General features: G+C 68.7%; 19 protein-coding genes. 6 read left to right on the forward strand and 13 right to left on the reverse strand.

Annotation, left to right across the window (positions count from 1 at the left end):
* Window positions 1-12: 12 nt before the first annotated feature.
* The 9 genes from ACZ5ZX_RS13220 to ACZ5ZX_RS13260 all read right to left on the reverse strand — a co-directional run bounded on the left by ACZ5ZX_RS13220 (window position 13) and on the right by ACZ5ZX_RS13260 (window position 7,337).
* A complete protein-coding gene (locus ACZ5ZX_RS13220) occupies window positions 13-1,446 on the reverse strand; it encodes an MBOAT family O-acyltransferase (protein ID WP_465502241.1) in 1,434 nt (477 codons plus the stop codon).
* Between the two features lie 85 nt (window positions 1,447-1,531).
* The gene (rlmB, locus tag ACZ5ZX_RS13225; protein ID WP_465502242.1) at window positions 1,532-2,488 is read right to left on the reverse strand and encodes a 23S rRNA (guanosine(2251)-2'-O)-methyltransferase RlmB; all 957 of its coding nucleotides are present in this window, start codon (window positions 2,486-2,488) and stop codon (window positions 1,532-1,534) included.
* Between the two features lie 35 nt (window positions 2,489-2,523).
* Window positions 2,524-3,915 carry a cysteine--tRNA ligase gene (gene cysS, locus ACZ5ZX_RS13230; protein ID WP_465502243.1) on the reverse strand — a complete coding sequence of 464 codons (1,392 nt, stop codon included), beginning with the start codon at window positions 3,913-3,915 and terminating at the stop codon, window positions 2,524-2,526.
* A gap of 46 nt (window positions 3,916-3,961) precedes the next feature.
* On the reverse strand, window positions 3,962-4,648 hold the full coding sequence (locus tag ACZ5ZX_RS13235; RefSeq protein WP_465502244.1) for an HAD family hydrolase: 687 nt from the start codon (window positions 4,646-4,648) through the stop codon (window positions 3,962-3,964).
* 116 nt (window positions 4,649-4,764) lie between these two features.
* Window positions 4,765-5,160, reverse strand: a complete 396-nt coding sequence (locus ACZ5ZX_RS13240; protein WP_240599316.1) for a PPOX class F420-dependent oxidoreductase — start codon at window positions 5,158-5,160, stop codon at window positions 4,765-4,767.
* Between the two features lie 13 nt (window positions 5,161-5,173).
* On the reverse strand, window positions 5,174-5,569 hold the full coding sequence (locus ACZ5ZX_RS13245) for a PPOX class F420-dependent oxidoreductase (RefSeq protein WP_465494767.1): 396 nt from the start codon (window positions 5,567-5,569) through the stop codon (window positions 5,174-5,176).
* 28 nt (window positions 5,570-5,597) lie between these two features.
* The gene (ispF, locus tag ACZ5ZX_RS13250; protein ID WP_037318231.1) at window positions 5,598-6,068 is read right to left on the reverse strand and encodes a 2-C-methyl-D-erythritol 2,4-cyclodiphosphate synthase; all 471 of its coding nucleotides are present in this window, start codon (window positions 6,066-6,068) and stop codon (window positions 5,598-5,600) included.
* Window positions 6,069-6,135: 67 nt separating this feature from the next.
* A complete protein-coding gene (locus ACZ5ZX_RS13255) occupies window positions 6,136-6,771 on the reverse strand; it encodes an IspD/TarI family cytidylyltransferase (RefSeq protein WP_465502245.1) in 636 nt (211 codons plus the stop codon).
* A 74-nt stretch (window positions 6,772-6,845) separates the two neighbouring features.
* Entirely contained in the window at window positions 6,846-7,337 is a 492-nt protein-coding gene (locus ACZ5ZX_RS13260) for a CarD family transcriptional regulator (RefSeq protein WP_005165253.1), read from the reverse strand.
* Window positions 7,338-7,634: 297 nt separating this feature from the next.
* Between ACZ5ZX_RS13260 and ACZ5ZX_RS13265 the strand changes: the two genes are divergently transcribed.
* Complete coding sequence (locus ACZ5ZX_RS13265; RefSeq protein WP_465502246.1) at window positions 7,635-8,354, forward strand: copper chaperone PCu(A)C domain-containing protein; 720 nt, start codon at window positions 7,635-7,637, stop codon at window positions 8,352-8,354.
* A 138-nt stretch (window positions 8,355-8,492) separates the two neighbouring features.
* On the forward strand, window positions 8,493-9,851 hold the full coding sequence (gene radA, locus ACZ5ZX_RS13270) for a DNA repair protein RadA (protein ID WP_061989270.1): 1,359 nt from the start codon (window positions 8,493-8,495) through the stop codon (window positions 9,849-9,851).
* Here radA and ACZ5ZX_RS13275 read toward each other — a convergent pair.
* Window positions 9,848-10,996, reverse strand: coding sequence for a CU044_5270 family protein (locus tag ACZ5ZX_RS13275; protein WP_465502247.1), 1,149 nt, complete (start codon window positions 10,994-10,996; stop codon window positions 9,848-9,850). The two genes, radA and ACZ5ZX_RS13275, sit on opposite strands and share 4 nt — an antisense overlap.
* Window positions 10,983-11,624: an RNA polymerase sigma factor gene (locus tag ACZ5ZX_RS13280; RefSeq protein ID WP_037318227.1), complete on the reverse strand. Its 642-nt coding sequence runs from the start codon at window positions 11,622-11,624 to the stop codon at window positions 10,983-10,985. Before ACZ5ZX_RS13280 ends, ACZ5ZX_RS13275 begins: the two co-directional genes overlap by 14 nt.
* A gap of 164 nt (window positions 11,625-11,788) precedes the next feature.
* On the opposite strand from ACZ5ZX_RS13280, the gene ACZ5ZX_RS13285 reads away from it, so the two are divergent.
* The 4 genes from ACZ5ZX_RS13285 to ACZ5ZX_RS13300 all read left to right on the forward strand — a co-directional run bounded on the left by ACZ5ZX_RS13285 (window position 11,789) and on the right by ACZ5ZX_RS13300 (window position 15,059).
* Entirely contained in the window at window positions 11,789-12,454 is a 666-nt protein-coding gene (locus ACZ5ZX_RS13285; protein ID WP_465502248.1) for a C39 family peptidase, read from the forward strand.
* 116 nt (window positions 12,455-12,570) lie between these two features.
* On the forward strand, window positions 12,571-13,527 hold the full coding sequence (locus ACZ5ZX_RS13290; protein ID WP_465502249.1) for a glycoside hydrolase family 6 protein: 957 nt from the start codon (window positions 12,571-12,573) through the stop codon (window positions 13,525-13,527).
* A 206-nt stretch (window positions 13,528-13,733) separates the two neighbouring features.
* Window positions 13,734-14,786, forward strand: coding sequence for a WD40/YVTN/BNR-like repeat-containing protein (locus ACZ5ZX_RS13295; RefSeq protein ID WP_465502250.1), 1,053 nt, complete (start codon window positions 13,734-13,736; stop codon window positions 14,784-14,786).
* Complete coding sequence (locus ACZ5ZX_RS13300; protein WP_465502251.1) at window positions 14,787-15,059, forward strand: MoaD/ThiS family protein; 273 nt, start codon at window positions 14,787-14,789, stop codon at window positions 15,057-15,059.
* Between the two features lie 201 nt (window positions 15,060-15,260).
* On the opposite strand, the gene otsB is transcribed toward ACZ5ZX_RS13300, so the two are convergent.
* Together otsB and ACZ5ZX_RS13310 are read right to left on the reverse strand one after the other, a co-directional pair.
* Window positions 15,261-17,789, reverse strand: coding sequence for a trehalose-phosphatase (gene otsB / locus ACZ5ZX_RS13305; RefSeq protein ID WP_465502252.1), 2,529 nt, complete (start codon window positions 17,787-17,789; stop codon window positions 15,261-15,263).
* Between the two features lie 40 nt (window positions 17,790-17,829).
* Window positions 17,830-19,296, reverse strand: coding sequence for an alpha,alpha-trehalose-phosphate synthase (UDP-forming) (locus ACZ5ZX_RS13310; protein ID WP_465502253.1), 1,467 nt, complete (start codon window positions 19,294-19,296; stop codon window positions 17,830-17,832).
* Window positions 19,297-19,340 lie beyond the last annotated feature (44 nt).

Raw genomic sequence — 19,340 nt, forward strand, 5'->3', positions numbered from 1 at the left:
GGCGGGGCTCCCTCAGAACTGGTAGTACAGGAACGGGCTGAACGTGCCGGTCGCGATCAGGATGGCCGCGTACACCAGGCCCACGGTCATCACCCCGATCCGCAGCGCGGTGGCCGGGCGGCTTCGTGAGGACTCCAGCAGCGGGCCGGTCACCGGATGCGCGGGCAGGAACACGATCGCCAGCGCGCACAGCAGGATGAGGAGCCGCTGGTTGGTCACCGCGCCTTCGACGACGTCGGTGAGGCCGGTGAAGTCCGGCAGCACCATGTGCCCGATCATGCCGAGCGCGTGCGGCAGGTCCTTGGCGCGGAAGAACACCCAGCCGAAGACGACGAGGACGAGGGTCAGCACCCGGCGCCCGATGCGGGCGGCCTGGGTCTTCGGGGTGACGTCGTAGCCGAAAGCACGTTCCACGATCAGCAGCGCGCCGTGGTAGATGCCCCAGATCAGGAACGTCCACTGCGCGCCGTGCCAGAAGCCGGTCAGCACGAACACGATGCACAGGTTCCGGTAGGTGTGCCCGGCGCCGGTGCGGTTGCCGCCCAGCGGGATGTAGACGTAGTCGCGGAACCAGCGGGACAGCGACATATGCCAGCGTCGCCAGAACTCGGTGATGGTCACCGACGAGTACGGCCGCGCGAAGTTCTCCGGGAGCCGGAAGCCGAGCATCCGGCCGAGCCCGATCGCCATGTCGGAATAGCCGGAGAAGTCGAAGAACAGCTGAAGGGTGTATCCGATCGCGCCGAGCCAGGCGATCGCGAAGGTCATCTGATCCGAAGGCGTGTTGAAACACGCGTCCACCATCGGGCTGAGCGAGTCCGCGATGATCGTCTTCTTGCACAGTCCGAGCGCGAACCGCGGGAAACCGGCGGCGATGTCGTCGAGGCGGTGCGAACGCTGCTGCGGCAGCTGGTCGGCGATCTCCCGGTACCGCACGATCGGCCCGGCGACCAGCTGCGGGAACATCGCGATGTAGGCGGCGAACGACACGGGATTGCGCAGCGCGCGGCGTTCACCGCGGTAGATGTCCACCACGTAGGAGATGTGGTGGAAGGTGTAGAACGAGATGCCGATCGGGATGACCAGGTCGGCCACCGGGAAGCCGCCGCCGAACCAATGCGTCACGGCCGCGATCTGCTGCGTCGCGAACCCCGCGTACTTCCAGATCAGCAGCATGCCGACGTTGAGGCCGATGACGCCGAGCAGCAGCCGCTTGCGCCGTTTGTTCTGCAGGTCCCAGGCGTTCGGTTCCAGCGCGGGCCCGGCCAGGAAGTTGACCACCATGCAGCCGATCAGCACCAGCGTGTACGGTCCGGCGCCGGTGGCGTAGAAGATCAGGCTGCCGACCGCGACGATGCCGTTCCGCCAGCTGCGCGGGCACACCAGGACGGCGAGCAGCACCGCCGGCATGAAGTACCACAGGAACAGCGGCGAAATGAACGACATCGGTGCGGGGTCCCCCAGGGCGGTTACGCGTTATCCGCTGGTGACCTTAGCCTGAGGGCCCCGCACCGTGTGACGAAGTGCGGGGTCAGACACGTCCCGCGAGCCGACGGCGGCGCGCCACCTCGGCAAGGAGCACGCCCGCCGCGACCGACGCGTTGAGCGACTCGACACCGGCCGCCATCGGGATCGACACGGTCGCGTCGCAGGTCTCGCGCACCAGCCGGGAAAGGCCGCGGCCCTCCGAGCCGAGCACGATGACCAGCGGATCCGCCGCGACGTCCAGTTCGTCGATGTCGACCGAGCCGTCCGCGTCGAGACCGACGACCATCAGGCCGTCTTCCTTCCACGCCTTGAGCTGGCGGGTGAGGTTGGTCGCGACGGCGATCGGCAGCTTGGCGGCGGTGCCGGCACTGGTCCGCCACGCCACCGCGGTCATCCCCGCGCTGCGCCGCTCCGGCAGGAGGACGCCGTGCGCGCCGAACGCGGCGGCCGAGCGGATCACCGCGCCGAGGTTGCGCGGGTCGGTGACGCCGTCGAGCGCGACGAACAGCGGCGTGTTGCCGGAGTCCCTCGCCGCCGTCATCAGGTCGCCGGGGTGCGCGTACTCGAACGGCGGGACCTGCAGGCCGAGGCCCTGGTGCATGGCCCGGTTGGTCTTGCGGTCGAGTTCCTCGCGCGGGATCTCCAGAATCGAGATGCCCTTGTCACCGGCGAGCCGGACGGCCTCGTTGACGCGGTCGTCGATCTCGATGTTCACCGCGACGTACAGCGCGGTGGCCGGCACGTCGGCACGCAATGCCTCGACGACCGGGTTGCGGCCGGCGATCAGTTCCGGCTTGTCCGCCTTCTTCTGCCGCGCCTGTTCCTTGCGGTCGCGCGCGTTGGAGACGCGGTACGCCTTGTGCCCAGGCCGGTCCTCGGCCTTGGGGGTCGGGCCCTTGCCTTCGAGGCCCTTCCGGCGCTGGCCGCCGGAACCGACGACCTGACCCTTCTTCGTGCCGGGCTTGCGAATAGCGCCCTGGCGCCGGGAGTTGCCTGCCATCAGTGAGAATCCTTGAGCTAGAAACCGAGTAAGTGTCAGACGTCCTTGACGGTCCACTGTGGACCGTTCGGGGTGTCTTCCACCACGATGCCCGCCTGCTGGAGGCGGTCACGCGCGGCGTCCGCACGGGCGAAGTCCTTCTCGGCGCGGGCCTGCTGCCGTTCGGCGAGCAGGCTTTCCACGAGTTCGGACAGCGCCTGCCGGGTGGGCGTTTCGTTACCGCCCGCCTCGGACCAGCGCGCGGAGAGCGGGTCGAGGCCGAGCACGTCGACCATCGCGCGCACGGTGGCGGCGATTTCGAGTGCCTTGGAATTGTCGGCCGCGTCGAGGGCGGCGTTACCGTCGCGGACCGTGTTGTGCAGCACTGCGAACGCGTGCGGGGTGGCGAGATCGTCGTCGAGCGCGGCGGCGAAGTCCGCCGGGACCGCGCCGAGGCCGACCGCGCCGGCGCTGCCGGCGGTGCGCCGCAGGAACTGCTCGATCCTCCGGTAGCCCTGCGCGGCTTCGGCGAGTGCTCCGTCGGAGTACTCGATCGTCGACCGGTAATGCGGCTGGACCAGGTAGTACCGCAGTTCGGGCGCCCGGTAGTTCTTGAGCATCTCCGGAATCGAGACCGTGTTGCCCAGCGATTTCGACATCTTCTCGCCGGACAGGGTCACCCAGGCGTTGTGCAGCCAGAACCGCGCGAACGGGTCGCCGGCGGCGTTGGACTGCGCTCGTTCGTTCTCGTGGTGCGGGAACACCAGGTCGACGCCGCCGCCGTGGATGTCGAACTCCGCGCCGAGGTACGTGGTCGCCATCGCCGAGCATTCGAGGTGCCAGCCGGGACGGCCGGGACCCCACGGCGTCGGCCACGACGGCTCGCCCGGCTTCGCGCTCTTCCACAGCGTGAAGTCGCGCGGGTCGCGCTTGCCCTCGCCGAGGCTCTCACCCTGCTGGACCTCGTCGAGCTTCTGGCCGGACAGGTCGCCGTAGCCGTCGAACGCCTTGACCGAGAAGTACACGTCGCCGCCCGAGGCGTACGCGTGCCCGCCGTCGATCAGCCGCTGCATCAGCTCGACCATCTGCGTGACATGCCCTGTCGCCCGCGGGGCGATCGAAGGCGGCAGGCAGCCCAGCGACTCGTACGCCGACTCGAAGGCGCGCTCGTGCGTGGCCGCCCACTCCCACCAGGGGCGATCCGCGTCGGCGGCCTTGGTGAGGATCTTGTCGTCGATGTCGGTGACGTTGCGGACCATCAGCACGTCGAGTCCACTGTGGACGAGCCAGCGGCGCAGGACGTCGTAGTTCAGCGCGCCGCGGACGTGGCCGATATGGGGTACGCCCTGGACGGTGGCACCACACACGTACATGGACGCCGTTCCGCTACGGGCGGGGTGGAATTCCCGCACGCTCCGGGTCGCGGTGTCATAGAGGTGTAGTGCCACCCTAAAAGGGTACGGGGTCCGCGTGAGCGGCGTCGCAGTGACCGTATTACAGCACGTTATGGGCCCGCAGTGCGCTGAGGAGAGCGTCCGGCCGGGCCTGCGTCGGCAGCGGCTCTACCAGGGCGAACGCGCAACCGATCTCGCGTGCGGCGCCGTCCGCTTCCTCGCTGTCGCCGACCATGAGCGTTTCCGCCGGGTCGACGCCGAGCCGCTCGACGGCGTGCCGGAAGATCTCCGGCTCCGGCTTCACCGCTCCGACCTCGAAGGACAGGACGAACTCGTCGACGAAGGCGTCCCAGCCCCGTCGGCTGAAGGCGGGCCGGATGTCGAAGGCGATGTTGCTCAGCACCCCGAGCTTCACGCCCTTGCCGGAGACGCCCTTGAGGACGGCTTCGGTGTCCGGGTACGGCGTCCACTGAGTGGGATCGATCAGTCGCGTGTAGAGCGCGACGGCCTGGTCGGCGTGCGGGACGCCGGACTGCTTGAGGACCTCGAGGTACACCTTGCGGTGCAGCACCGGGTCGCGGTCGCGGTTGTGCCAGGCGTGCAGATGTTCCTCGTCGAGATCGACGACCTGGCCGACCGGCGCGGTCATCCGGCGCATCAGTTCGGTCTGTGCCTCGACGTCGAGGGCCTCGCCCTCGTGGTCGGTGAGGTCGGCGAGCCAGGTCTCGTCCTGCTCGAGCCGGAAGATCGTGCCGGAGAAGTCGAACAACACAGCGCGAAAGGTCACGTAGTCCACATTAGCGACGATCGGGGGACCCTCGCCTCTCTCCGCGTGTGAGATGAAAGGTCCTTTCCTTGCAAATTTTGCAAGGAAAGGTCCTTTCATGGCGCGCGCCCCAGGGGTCAGGCGGCGTTGCCGGTGATCTTGGTGGGCGTGATCCGGACCAGCACGCGGACGACCTCCGCGGGCTCCTCCGGGTAGTCCTTGCCGAGGTACTTGTGCGAGAGCTCGTTGATCAGCTCGCGCCCGCCCTCGTCGGTCATCTCCACGGTCCCGCGGATCTCGACGTAGTTGTACGGGTTCTCCTGGTCGAACACCGACACGGACACCCGCGGGTCCCTGGCCATGTTCCGCTCCTTGAGACGGCCGCGGACGGTCGCGAAGATCACCGTGTCGCCGTCCCGCTTCGCCCACAGCACGGACGTCTGCGCGGAGCCGTCGGCGTTGATCGTGGCGAGGACGGGAAAATTGTTGCCGTCGAGGAGTTTCTTGGTCGCGTCGTTGAAAGTCACACCCATGGCGAGAGCCTAATCAACGAACGTTCCCGGCGATCCTGTCGACCCGCAGGCGGACGATCACCCGCTCGACCTCCGGGCCCTCCGGCGGCGGATCCTGGCCGAGGTACTTGTGGCTCAACGCCTTCGGGAGCTCCTTGCCGGGGTCTGGGGTGATCGTCACCGTGCCGCGCAGCTGCGTGTGCCGGTACGGGTTTTCGGCGTCGGTGATGGACACGCTCGCGCGCGGATCGCGGCGCAGGTTCCGCACCTTCAGCCGGTCTTCGGTGGCGCTGAAGACCAGATCGCCGTCGTCGAGGCCCACCCAGACGACCGAGGTCTGCGGGCCGCCGTCGGCGTCCAGCGTGGCGACGGTCGCGAAGTTCTTGCCGTCCACCAGTTCGCGGACCGGTTCGGGAAGTGTGACTGCCATGACAGCCCGAACCGGCGCCCGGCGCGGCCTATTCCTGCGAGGGCAGCAGCAACGCCGTCGCGAAAGCCGCGATGCCTTCACCGCGTCCGGTCAGGCCGAGTCCGTCGGTCGTCGTCCCGGAGACGCTCACCGGTCCGCCGACGGCCTCGCTCAGCACCTTCTGCGCCTCTTCGCGGCGCTTCCCGACGCGCGGCGCGTTGCCCACGATCTGGACGGTCGCGTTACCGACGGTCCAGCCGCCCGCCTCGACCAGCCGTCGCGCCTCGGCGAGGAACTCGACGCCGTGCTTGCCCGCCCACTTCGGATCACCGGTGCCGAACACCGCGCCGAGGTCACCGAGCCCGGCCGCGGACAGCAGCGCGTCGCACAGCGCGTGCGCGGCGACGTCGCCGTCGGAATGTCCGGCGCAGCCGTCGACGCCGGGCCAGAGGAGACCGGCGATCCAGCATTCGCGGCCGGCTTCGATGGGGTGGACGTCGACGCCGTTCCCGATCCTCACAGCACTTCCTCTTTCCTCGCCTGTTTGCGCGCTCTTCGGCCCACTCGGATGTCGCGGCGCGAGTGGATCACAGGGTCTCTTCTTGGTCCCCGGCCCGCGCTATCGCCTCGGCCAGTTTCAGTTCGAACGAGTTGGTGACCCGCATCGCGTCGGGGTGTCCGGCGATGGTGTGCGCGCCGTCGAGGGACGGTTTGTCGACATAAGAGAGAAAAGTCTCACGGGTGAAGCCGAGCGGGGTTTGCGCCGTGCGCAGATAGGCGCGGTCTTCCGTGCCCGTGATCACTTTTGTCGCGTCGGTCACTTTCACGGTGTCAGCCATCGGCAGTACGGGAACAACCGAAGGCGAACCCGCACGGACCGCGTCCGCGACGGCACGGACCGTATCCACCGGCGTGAAAGCCCGCAAAGCGTCGTGTACGAGAAAGACGGGATTTCCGGCGATGTCATTTTCGACGGAGTCGAAAACACGGCGGAGTGATGAGCCGGGTACTATCCGGCAACGCTCCGGGAAGTCGATCAGAGCGGCCGAAAACAACTGAGCACACCGCTCGGGGGCCGCCACGACGACCAGATCGAGATCCGGCAGCGTGAGCAGCCCCCGCACGGTGTGCGTGAGTAGTGCTTCACCATTGACCGGCGCCAGAGCGAGCTCCGCGTCGGAGGCATGGTGATGAACGGCAGTGACGAACACGATCGTGCTCATAGGGACGGTGCTCATATGTGCGCGATCGTAGAGGTATCCCCCGCAGCCTCACCTGGCGTGGGACACCCGCAGGTTCAGACTGCCGCGGTTTCCAGAACTTCGTCGAGGAGGACTTCAGCCTTGTCCTCGTCGGTGCCCTCCGCGAGCGCGAGCTCGCTGACCAGAATTTGCCGCGCCTTCGCCAGCATGCGCTTCTCACCGGCTGAAAGTCCGCGGTCCTTCTCTCGCCGCCAGAGGTCGCGCACCACTTCGGCCACCTTGTTCACATCGCCGGAGGCGAGCTTCTCGAGGTTGGCCTTGTACCGACGAGACCAGTTAGTGGGCTCTTCGGTGTGCGGAGCACGCAGAACGTCGAAAACCTTGTCCAGTCCTTCTTGCCCGACGACATCGCGAACGCCGACGATCTCGGCGTTGTCAGCGGGCACGCGAACCGTAAGATCCCCTTGCGCGACTTTGAGGACGAGGTACTTCTTCTCCTCGCCCTTGATCACGCGGGTCTCGATGGCTTCGATGAGTGCGGCACCGTGGTGCGGGTAGACGACGGTCTCTCCGACCTTGAAAACCATGTGTCCTCTGCCCCTTTCGCTGAATTCATCTTAGCACGTGCCGACGAGGCCCACCTAGCGGCCCGCGATCGTCGTCGCAGGTCAGCGGCCTGACGGTGGTCCGCCCGGGGGTTGACAAACTCAATTCGCCCATGCTCATGCAGGTGAGAAGCGAACGATTTCCAAATCCTTTGTGGACGGTTGATCTTGGGCATGTCACCGCATTGGTGGCGTGTCAACACGCACCGGGTTCTCCGCCCCGGAAGTCGCCCGGCTAGTCTTCGCGGTGAAGAGGCCGTGAGATGGAAGGACTCCGACGTGAGGCTGCAGAATCGTCGCGTGTTCGGCGCAGGTGTGCTGGCGCTCGGCGCCGCGCTCGTGCTCGCCGGCTGCGGTGCTGGTCAGATCACCCAGACCGACTCGCAGCAGCCCGCGGTCAACGGGACGTACGGGCAGGCGAAGGACCTGGTGCTGCGGAACGCCGCGCTCCAGTTCCCGGAGGAAGGCCAGGCGTACCCGGCCGGAGCCGCCGCGCCGCTGACGCTGACCATCGTCAACCAGGGCAAGCAGGACGACGAGCTCGTCTCGGTCACCTCCGACATCGCCACCGGTGACGCCAAGATCTCGGGGGCCAAGGCCATCGTCTCGAGCCACGCGCTCGTGATCGGCCCGTCCGACGCGGTCGAGTCGACCACGGAGGCCGCTCCGACGAGCGCCCCCTCCTCGGCGCCCCCGTCCTCGGGTGCCCCGTCCTCCTCAGGAGCCCCCTCTTCCTCGGGCGCACCGTCGAGCGCCGCCGGAACGGTCACGCCGTCGGTCGGCCCGGAGCCGTCCAACACGCCGGACCAGGTGGGCAAGGCCACGGTCGTGCTGCAGGGCCTGAAGCAGCCGGTGTGGGCCGGCCAGACCATCAAGGTCACCTTCGTCTTCAAGAACTCCGGTTCGATCACGCTGGAACTCCCGGTCGCGGCGCCGTCGCACCCGGGCAGCCGCGCGCCCGCGCCGGAGAAGCCCAAGGCCGAGGGCGGCGGGCACTAGTCCTCCAAAGCTGAGCCGAAAGGGCCCTTCGCCGCATCTGACGCGGTGAAGGGCCCTTTCGCTGCGTCAGATGCGGTGAAGGGCCCCTTCAGCCCGTCGGTGCCGGGGTTTGTCGGTGGTGGCCGATAGCCTCGCGGGGTGGTCAAGAAAGGCAGCACCTACCGCTGCGGTGAATGCGGGTACGAGGCGCCGAAGTGGGTCGGGCGCTGCCCGGAATGCCAGGCATGGGGAACGATCGAGGAACGTGGTGCCGCCCGTCCCGCGATAGCCAGGGTCGCGGCGGGGGCGCCCAGTGCTCCGGCGCGCCCGATCGGCGAGGTCGACGTCGAGACGGCCCGCGCCAAACCCACCGGCGTCTCCGAACTGGACCGGGTGCTCGGTGGCGGATTCGTGCCGGGCGCGGTCATCCTGCTCGCCGGAGAGCCCGGTGTCGGCAAGTCAACTCTCCTGTTGGAGGTCGCCTACCAATGGGCGGCCACCGCCGGCCGCGCGCTGTATGTCACCGGTGAGGAGTCGGCGGGGCAGGTCCGGTTGCGGGCCGAGCGCACCGGCAACGTCCACGACGAGATGTTCCTCGCCGCCGAGAGTGATCTTTCCGCCATCCTCGGCCACGTCGACGCCGTCAAACCCGGCGTCCTGATCGTCGACTCGGTCCAGACCATGGCGTCGCCCCAGGTGGAGGGCTCGCCGGGCGGGGTCACGCAGGTCCGGGCGGTCACCTCCGGACTGGTCGCGCTGGCCAAGGAGCGCGGGCTGCCGATCGTGCTGGTCGGTCACGTGACGAAGGACGGCTCGGTCGCCGGGCCACGGGTGCTGGAGCATCTGGTCGACGTCGTCCTGCAGTTCGAGGGCGACAAACATTCGACGCTGCGGATGCTGCGCGGGATCAAGAACCGCTTCGGCGCCGCCGACGAGATCGGCTGTTTCGAACTGGTCGAAGAGGGCATCGTGGGCGTGCCCGACCCGTCCGGGCTGTTCCTGAGCCACACCGCCGAGCCGGTCGCGGGCACCGCCGTCACGGTCACCATGGAGGGCAAGCGGCCACTGCTGGGGGAGGTGCAGGCGCTCGTGTCGGCGACCCAGTCACCGCAGCCCCGGCGCGCGGTGAGCGGCCTCGATTCGGCGCGGGTCGCGATGGTGCTGGCCGTGGTCGAGAAGCGGGCCAACATCAAGGTCGGCGACAAGGACGTCTATGTCGCGACGGTCGGCGGCATGAAGATCACCGAGCCGGGGATCGACCTGGCGGTGGTGCTCGCGCTGATCTCGTCGGCGCGGGACACCCCGCTCTCGCCCAAACTCGTCGCGATGGGTGAGGTCGGGCTCTCCGGTGAGGTCCGGCGGGTGCCGAGCGTCACGCGGCGGCTCGCGGAAGCCGCCCGGCTCGGCTACACCTACGCGCTGGTGCCGCCGGACTCCGGCAAGATCCCGCCGGGGATCCGGGTACTCGAAGTGGCCGACGTCGGAAGTGCGCTCAACGCCGCCAAACACGCCCGCTAAGGACCGCCCGGCGGGCCGCCCGCGTCGGTGATCACGACCGAGAGCGTCGTGTCGAACAAGGTCAGCCCCGGCCAGTCCTTGTCGGTGCGGGCCCGGACGGCACGGTTGCGGACGACGGCCGCCGTCGCCATGTCGACGATGAAGGTGCGGGTCTGGTCCGGCGACAGGACCGAGAAGGACAACGCGGGCCGTCCGTCGGTGACCGTGCTCTCCGTGGCGATGCCCGGCATACGCGCGAGCGCCTTGCACAGCGCCACCCGCTGGGCGCCGAAGCCCTGGGAGGAGCGGAGGACGGTGAAGGCCATCCGGAACATCTCGTGTGCCGCGTCCAGCCGCTCCGGCGTCCGGTCGTCCCGGCGGGTGCTGTCCCGGACGAGCCGCTCGGCCATCTTCGCCGGGTCGGTGGGCAGGTCCGCGAGGAACTCCACGGTGGGGTTCGTCCACCCGCTTTCGGGTCGCAGGTGCGCCTTGGACGGGTTGGGCGGCGGTGGCCCGGTCGTCGTCGTCGGGGGCGCCTGTGAGGTCGTGGTGGTCGGCGCCGGGATCTCGTCCACGCCGATCGAAGTCGACGGGCCCGGCAGCGCCTCTCCCAGTCTCTGCGCCGACTCGTAGTCGCCCTTGATCCAGCGGATCTCGCCGGTCGTGGTGACCCGTTTCTTGGCGAGGTTCAAGGTATGCGGCGAAAGCCAGCGTTCAAGGATCTCGTGGGTCTGGTACACCAGCCCGGATTCGGTGACGTGCGTCGTCCAAGTGGACTCCGTGAGGAGCCGGTACTGGTTCACGCGAAGGGGGAAGTCGTCGCCGCGGAGGGCGTCGAGCACGTCATCGCCCGGGGCGGTGATCGAGTGGGCCGCGGGGTCCGGGCCGTCGCCGCCGGTGAAGGCGTTCGTCGCCACGATCCCCCCGCCGGACACCAGTGCCGCCGCGGCCGCGGCTGCGATCCATCGCCACGAGCCCGGCCGTTTTTTTGCCGGGGACACCGCCACCGGGACGAGTTCGGCCTCGGCCTCGCCTGCGGCGCGCAGGAGCGCGGCCCTGGCGCCGGACAGTTCGTCGTGCCGGACTTCGGGTTCGGCGTGGAGATCGGCCAGCGCCTCGTCGAGCTCGGCCTCGGACCACACCTTCCTGACGCTACCGTCGTCCACTTTCGCGCACCTCTTCTCCACTTGCCTTGTCCTCTGTGGACTCCGACTTCAGCTCCGGCGCGTTGGCGCGCAACCATCTTCGGATCCGGTGCAGCCGGGACCGGACCGTTCCGGGCGGAATTCCCAGCGCCTCGGCGACTTCGCCCGGTTCCAGTCCCGCCCAGGAGACCAGCAGCAGGGTGTCACGGTCGGCCACACTCAGTTCGGCCAGTGCGCCCGCCAGCTGGGCCGCGCGGAGCTGCGCGTCGACCCGCTCGGCGACGCGGCCGTCGTGCCCGGCCGAGACCACCTGGTCGGCGGCCGCGAGCCGCGCCGTCGCGTTGAGCGCGCGGGTCTCGGTGCGGACATGGTGCCGGAGCAGGTTCGTCGCGATGCCGTAGAGCCACGCCCGCGCCGTCCCGGCCTCGGGGCGGTACGTCTCCCGCCGCCGGAGCGCCACCAGGAACGTCTCGGCGACGAGGTCGTGCGCGGTATCGGTGCCGACGCGGCGCGCGAGATAACGCTGCAGCGGGGCCGCGTGGGCGTCGAAGAGCATGCCGAAGACGGGCGCGGGGTCGGGACCGCCGAGATCCGGCCGGTCCGGCCCCCGTGAACCGGGCTGGCCGAGATCTTTGTTCATCACCTGCACGATCCCTCTTGCCCGATGTCCCCTCGAGCGTTCATCCGACCCTACTTTCGTCGTGGGCCGAACGGTGAAAGCCCAGGTGGAGGTCAAGACAAAAGCCGTGAAGAACGCGAATATCGGTCTATTCGATATTCACCAACGAGTATCGGAACTGGGGAAGGATTACCATGCGTCGACTCAGGACCGCGGTCGTCACCGCGCTCGCGGCGTCCGCACTGATCACCGCCCCGGCGGTGGCCGTCGCTCAAGCAGACCATGTCGTGCCCGCGCCCGACTTCGTGAAATCGATGCCCGCGCCCGCCAAGGTCGAAGGCGTCAGGGCGGCCGCGGAGCTCAACATCCAGTATCAGATCCAGGAGACCGGCTACTGGTGCGGCCCGGCGGCCACCCGGATCGCGATCTCGGCGAAGAACGGCAACCCGCCGAGCCAGCAGCAGCTCGCGAACGAGCTGCCGACCAGCACCAACGGCACCGACTGGATCGGACAGGTCACCCGCGTCCTCAACAACCACATCGGGGGCGGCTGGTACGAGACCAAGGAGATGCCGAACGATCCGCCGACCCAGGCGCAGCGTGACCTCCTGTGGCGCGACATCGTGCTGGACGTCAACAACGGCTACGCGATCGTCGCGAACATCGTCGCCCCGGCGAACAACCACCCGCCGGGCTACCCGAACTACACGATCTACCACTACTTCACGGTCATCGGCTACAACGCCGACAACATGACCGTGAAGATCGCCGACCCGGCCAACTTCGGCGGTAACCAGATCTACTGGCTCACCTTCAACCAGCTCGCCACCCTGATCCCGCCGAAGGGCTACTCGGCCTGATCCCCGGACGCATTCAGTCCTCTGGTCGCGTAACTTGCACGCGCGATGTCGCGACCAGAGGGCTGAATGGGTGGGGTTGTACGAATCTTGTACGGGAAGGCTGGATCCTGGCGGGTATGCGCATCAAGACGCTCGGTCTGCTGGCCGCCACGATGCTGGCCCTCATCGCCGCGCCGGCTCAGGCCGCCGACGGCAACCCCCTTGAGAAGACCAACGGCTTCTACGTCGACCCGAACTCCAACCCCGCCGTCTGGGTGAGGGATCACCCGGGCAGCACCGCCGACAAGATCAAGGCCGCCATCTCCACCAAGGCGGGCGCGCGCTGGTTCGGCAACTGGAGCGGGAACATCAAGACCGCGGTCGACGGCTACACCTACGCCGCCGACGTCGCGGACAAGCTGCCGATCCTGGTCGCCTACAACATCCCCGGCCGCGACTGCGGCGGTCATTCCGGCGGCGGCGCCGGCAGCCCGGACGCGTACCGGACCTGGATCTCGAACTTCGCCGACGGCATCGGCGGCAAGCCCGCGGTCGTCGTCATCGAGCCGGACGCCCTCGCGCAGCTGGACTGCCTGCCGACCGGCGAGCGCCAGACCCGCCTCGACCTGCTCAAGTTCGCCGCGGAGCAGTTCGCCGCGAAGGCCCCGAACACCTGGGCCTACATGGACGGCGGCAACTCGACCTGGATCCCCGCCGCCACCATGGCCGACCGGCTCAACGCCGTCGGCGTGAAGTCGATCCGCGGTCTCGCGATCAACGTGTCGAACTACAAGACCACCACCGACTCGGCGAACTACGGCAAGGCCGTCAGCGCGGCGCTGTCGAGCAAGTACGGCTACACCAAGCCGTTCGTCATCGACACGAGCCGCAACGGCAACGGCCCGCTCGGCTCGGAGTGGTGCAACCCGGCCGGGCGCAAGCTCGGGGCGACCTCGCAGACCGGCGGCGGCGCCGAGATGCTGCTCTGGGTCAAGGTGCCCGGCGACTCCGACGGCAAATGCGGCATCGCGCCGAACGTCGAAGCCGGAACGTTCAGCCCCGATCTGGCCCTGCGCCTGATCAGCGGGACCTGACCCCACCACAAGCCCGTCGCGCCGGCTGTTCGTCTGTGGCCTCGTTCTCCCGAGAAGGCGAGTGTCACGACCCCTTGGACAGCAGCCGGCGCGACGCCTTCACGGACCCCGCAGGCGCCAGACGCAGTGAAAGGGGCCGTCACGCGCTTCCGAGGGTACGGTGCTGGGTGACCTGAGTCACAGTACCGACCGAGGAGGACGGCGTCGTGGAGTTCCAGCTGGGGATCGGAACCAGGAAAGGTTTGTTCCTCGCCACAAGCGAGGACAGGGAGAACTGGGAACTCTCCACCCCGAAGTTCCCGATGGAGGCCGTCCGGGCGCTCGCCCTGACGCCGTCCCGGATCTACGCCGCGGCGGTCAACGAGCATTTCGGTCCGACGATCGCGACGTCCGACGACTTCGGTGAGACCTGGTCGGAACCCGAGCACGCCCCGGTGGCCTTTCCCGCCGACACCGACACCGCGCTCGAAGGCATCTGGCAGATCGTGATCGCCGGCGACGTCATCTACGCGGGTGTCGAACCCTCCGCCCTGTTCCGGTCCGAAGACGGCGGCGAGACCTTCGAACTGGTACGGGGACTGTGGGAGCACGAGCACCGTCCACACTGGACTCCCGGTGGCGGCGGCCAGATGATCCACACGATCCTGCCGCATCCCACCGATCCGGAACGTGTCACCGTCGCCATGTCGACAGGCGGTGTCTACCGCACCGAGGACGGCGGCAAGAGCTGGACGGCGTCGAATCGCGGGATCAGCGCGGGTTTCCTGCCGGACGAGGAGCCCGAATTCGGCCAGTGCGTGCACAAGGTCGCGATGCATCCGGCCCGGCCGGAACGGTTCTTCCTGCAGAACCACGGCGGCGTCTATCGAAGCGACGACGACACGAGGACGTGGACGTCCATCGCCGACGGCCTGCCGAACGACTTCGGGTTCGCCATGGTCGTCCATCCGTCCAAACCGGACACGATCTACAACTTCCCTTTGGTGGCCGACGTCCTCCGCTTCCCGCCGGACGGCCGCTGCCGGGTCTACCGCAGCGACGACGCGGGCGAGACCTGGACAGGGCTCGGAAACGGCTTGCCGGACAAGGGTTTCTACGCTGGCGTGCTCCGGGACGGGATGTGCGTCGACCAAGAGGCGGGCATCTACTTCGGCACGCGGTCCGGTGAAGTGTGGGCCAGCCCGGACGAGGGCGACACATGGCATCAGGTGGCCGCGCATCTGCCGGACGTGCTGTGCGTGCGGGCCCAGGTGGTCTAGGTGGTCCGCGTCCTGCTGCCCGCGATGTTGCGGCCGCTCGCCGGTGGGGCGGGGAGCTTCGACGTCGACGCCCCGACGCTCAGCGCCGTACTGGACTCACTGGGCGCCGAGTTCCCCGCGCTGGAACGCCGTCTGCGTAACGAAACCGGTGCGCTGCGGCGCTACGTGAACTTCTATGTGGACGGTGAGGAGTGCCGTCGGCTCGACGGCGCCAAGACCTCGCTCGCCGACGCGAAGGAGGTCCAGATCATCCCGTCCGTCGCCGGTGGCTGATCCGCTGCAGGTCGTGAAGCGACCCCGCTCTTAGGTGCCTACTCATGTACTGGGGAGCGCGTGAAGGCCCCCTTCCCTCGGCTCAGCCGAGGGAAGGGGGCCTTCACGCGCAGCCGGCGTGACCAGTGCTGCCCTTCCGCCGTAGGTATCCAAAACACCCTTGGCCAGAACGACACTTACCACGCACGACCAGGTTTCGTCCTAGCGGGAAAGCAGGTTCGCGCAGCGGATCAGCCCGATGTGCGAGTACGCCTGGGGGTGGTTGCCCAGCGAGCGCTCCGCGATCGGATCGAACTGCTCGGGCAGCAGGCCGGTCGGGCCGGCGGCGTCGACGATCTGCGTGAACAGTTCCTCGGCCTCCGTGCGCCGCCCGGTGAGCAGGTACGCCTCGATGAGCCAAGCCGCGCAGATGTGGAAGCCGCCTTCGCCGCCGGGGAGACCGTCGTCGCGGCGGTAGCGGTACACAGTGGACCCACTGCGCAGCTCCGCCTCGATCGCGGTCACCGTCGACTGGAACCGCGGGTCGGCCGGGTCGATCAACCCGGTCAGCCCGACGAACAGCGACGCGGCGTCGAGGTCGGTGCCGTCGTAGGCGGTGGTGAAGGCCTGGACCTCTTCGTTCCAGCCCTTCTCCAGCACGTCCGCCGCGATCTCGTCACGCAACGACGGCCACGCGCCCGGCACCTCGCGGCCGTAGACCTCGCCCAGCTTGATCGCCCTGTCGATGGTCACCCAGCACATCACCCGCGAGTACACCCGGTGGCGCGGCACGTGCCGCTCCTCCCAGATGCCGTGGTCCGGCTCGTTCCAGCGCCGCGTGACGGCCTCGGCCATCGCGCGCACCATCTGCCAGTCCTCGTCGCGGAGTTCGCCGCGTGCCTCGGCCAGCGTCTGCACGAGTTCGACGACCGGGCCGAAGACGTCCAGCTGCACCTGGTGGTTCGCCAGGTTGCCGACGCGGACCGGTCGCGAACCGGCGTATCCGGGCAGCGACTCGATGACCGCCTCGGCGCCGATCACGCTGCCCGCCAAGGTGTAGAGCGGGTGCAGCCGTTCCGGACCGGCCAAAGTGGACAGCACGCCGTGCAGCCAGCGGAGGTAGCCCTCCGCCTCTTCGGTCGAGCCGAGGTGGACCAGCTCACGCACGGTCATGGCCGCGTCACGGATCCAGCAGTAGCGGTAGTCCCAGTTGCGGACGCCGCCGATCTCCTCCGGCAGCGACGACGTCGCCGCCGCGAGCACGCCGCCGGTGTCGGTGTTGACCAGGCCGCGCAACGTCAGCGCCGAGCGGCCGACCAGGTCGGTCTGCACGCTGGGCAGCTTGAGCGTCTGCGCCCAGGTGCTCCAGTAGTCGCCCGCGCGGGCCCGTCGCTCCACTTCGGACAGTTCGTGCGGTCCGAGATCCGTGGTGCCGCAGCGCAGTTCGAGCACCACCGGCTTCTCCAGGCTGGGGGTCACCAGCGCCGTCGCGGTGTCGTTCATACCGTCGGAGGTGATCTCCCACTCCACACCCGGCGAACGCAGCGCGAACGGTTCGGAAGTGCCCTGCACCAGGAGTCCGTCGCCCTGCGCGACCAGCTTCACCGGCACGCCGCCGAATTCGGGCCGCGGCGCGAACACGATCTCCGCCGCCGCCTCACCCGAGATCACCCGGACGAGGTCCGTGCGGTGCGCGGGGCTCTCCGGCTCGATGTAGTCGGTGACGAGCAGCCGCGACCAGCGGGTCTCGACCGTCATGGTGTTCGGCAGGTAGCGCTGCCCGAGCGGAAGGCCGTTGCGGTGCGGTTTGATCGAGAAGTGGCCGGCGGCGGCACCGCCGAGCAGATCCGCGAAGATCGCGGGCGCGTCGGGGCCGGGGTGGCACAGCCAGGTCAGCCGGGCGTCCGGCGTGACCAGCGCGACCGAACGCTCGTTGGCCAGCATCGACAGCCGCTCGATCGGCGGGGCCTGCTCGCCGTAGAGCCAGTTCCGCCGCTCTTCGAGCAGGAAGGCGAGTACCAGCGCGACGTCGACGGTGTCGGGAACCCGGTACTGCGCGAGGCTTTCGCCGTCGCCGACCTTCACGCCCAGGTCCGGGCCGGTGATCCGGGCGAACGCCTTCTCGTCGGTGACGTCGTCGCCGACGAAGACCGCCGCGGTCGCGCCGACCTGATGACGCAGGGTGTCCAGCGCGCGGCCCTTGTCCGTCTGGACGACCGCCAGCTCGACGACCTCCTTGCCGTCGGTCGTGGACACGCCCTCCCACCGCGAAGGTCCATTGTGGACATCGCGCAGCACGCGGCGGCCTGCCTCGTGCTCGGCACGGCGGACGTGCACCGCGATACTCGCGGGCTTGACCTCGAGCGAGACGCCCGGCACGTCGAGTACCAGGTTCTCCAGCTCGGCCTCAAGCCGTCTGTGCAGCTCGCGGGCCTTGTCGTCGAGCGCGTGGATGAAGCCGATGTCGAACTCGGACCCGTGGCTGCCGACCAGGTTCACCTCGGCCGGGAGACGGGACAGGGTGGCGAGATCGCGCAAGGCGCGGCCGGAGATGACCGCGGTGGTCGTCTCGTGCAGGCCGGCCAGCGACCTGAGCGCGCCTACCGATTCGGGCAGCGGCCGGGCTTCGTCCGGATTGGCCGTGATCGGAGCCAGGGTGCCGTCGTAGTCGCAGGCGACCAGCAGCCGCGGCGTGCGCGCGACCTGGACAATCGCGCGCCTCAGCTCGGCGGGCAGTGCCTCGGCGGTCAACGATTTCTCCTCGGGGACTATGCGGGGTATGGGGGAAGAGTCAGTCGGCCGGTTCGGTGCCGAGCGCCTGGAGGAACGAGCGCGCCCAGCGGTCGACGTCGTGCGTGAGGACTTGGCGACGCATGGCGCGCATACGGCGGCGTCCCTCTGCGGGGTCGAGCGTAATGGCAGTCTCCAAGGCGTTCTTCACCCCGTCCAGGTCATGCGGGTTGACCAGGAGAGCACTGGTCAGCTCCGCCGCGGCGCCGGCGAACTCGGACAGCACGAGCGCGCCGCCGAGGTCGTGGCGGCAGGCGACGTACTCCTTGCAGACGAGGTTCATCCCGTCACGCAAAGGAGTGACCACCATGACGTCGGCCGCCGAAAAGAACGCGGCCAGTTCCGTCCGGTTGACCGATTGGTGCAGATAGTGCACGACCGGGCGACCCACCCGGGCGAATTCGCCGTTGATCCGCCCGACCATCTGCTCGATGTCGCCGCGCATCCGCTGGTAGTGCTCGACGCGCTCGCGGCTCGGCGTGGCCAGCTGGACGAACGTGACGTCCTCCGGGCGGACGCGGCCTTCGTGCAGGAGCTCGTGCAGCGCCTGCAGCCGCAGGTCGATGCCCTTCGTGTAGTCGAGCCTGTCGACGCCGAGCAGGACCTTCTTCGGATTGCCGAGGTCACGCCGCAGCTGGGCGGCGCGTTCGGCGACGCCCTTGGTCTTGGCGAGTTTGTCGAGGCCGATGGCGTCGATGGAGATCGGGAACGCGCCGACCCGCACCGTGCGGTCGCCGACCTGCATCAGACCGGGTCGGGTGCGGATACCGACCGCGCCCCGGCTGGATTCGAGACCGGCCAGCTGCCGCGCCAGCCAGAGGAAGTTCTGCGCGCCACCCGGTCGGTGGAAGCCGACGAGGTCGGCGCCGACCAGGCCGCGGACGATTTCGGTCCGCCACGGCATCTGCATGAACAACTCGACCGGGGGAAACGGGATGTGCAGGAAGAAGCCGATCCGGAGGTCGGGCCGCAGTTCGCGGAGCATCGCCGGGACCAGCTGCAACTGGTAGTCCTGGATCCACACGGTCGCGCCCTCGGCGGCGACCTTCGCACTCGCCTCGGCGAAGCGCCGGTTCACCCGGACGTAGGACTCCCACCAGCTCCGGTCGAACACCGGCCGGGCCACCACATCGTGGTACAGCGGCCACAGCGTCGCGTTCGAGAAGCCCTCGTAGTAGTCGCGGACGTCGTCCGAGGTCAGGGAGACCGGATGCAGCACCAAGCCGTCGTCGTCGAATTCCTCGACCTCGACGTCGGGCACGCCCGGCCAGCCGACCCAGGCGCCCTTGCGGGACCGCAGGAACGGCTCGAGCGCCGACACCAGCCCTCCGGGACTCGCCGTCCAGCGCCTGCTCCCGTCGGCGGTCCGTTCGAGGTCCACCGGGAGCCGGTTCGCCACCACGACGAAGTCCGCGGAAGCCGCTCTGCCCGTCTCCGCCGGAGTTGATTCAAGAATGCCGTCGTCCACCAGCCGCTCCCTCAAAATCGCGGGTCGCTGCCCTAGGGAAGAAC

The organism is Amycolatopsis sp. NPDC033938 (assembly GCF_055575975.1).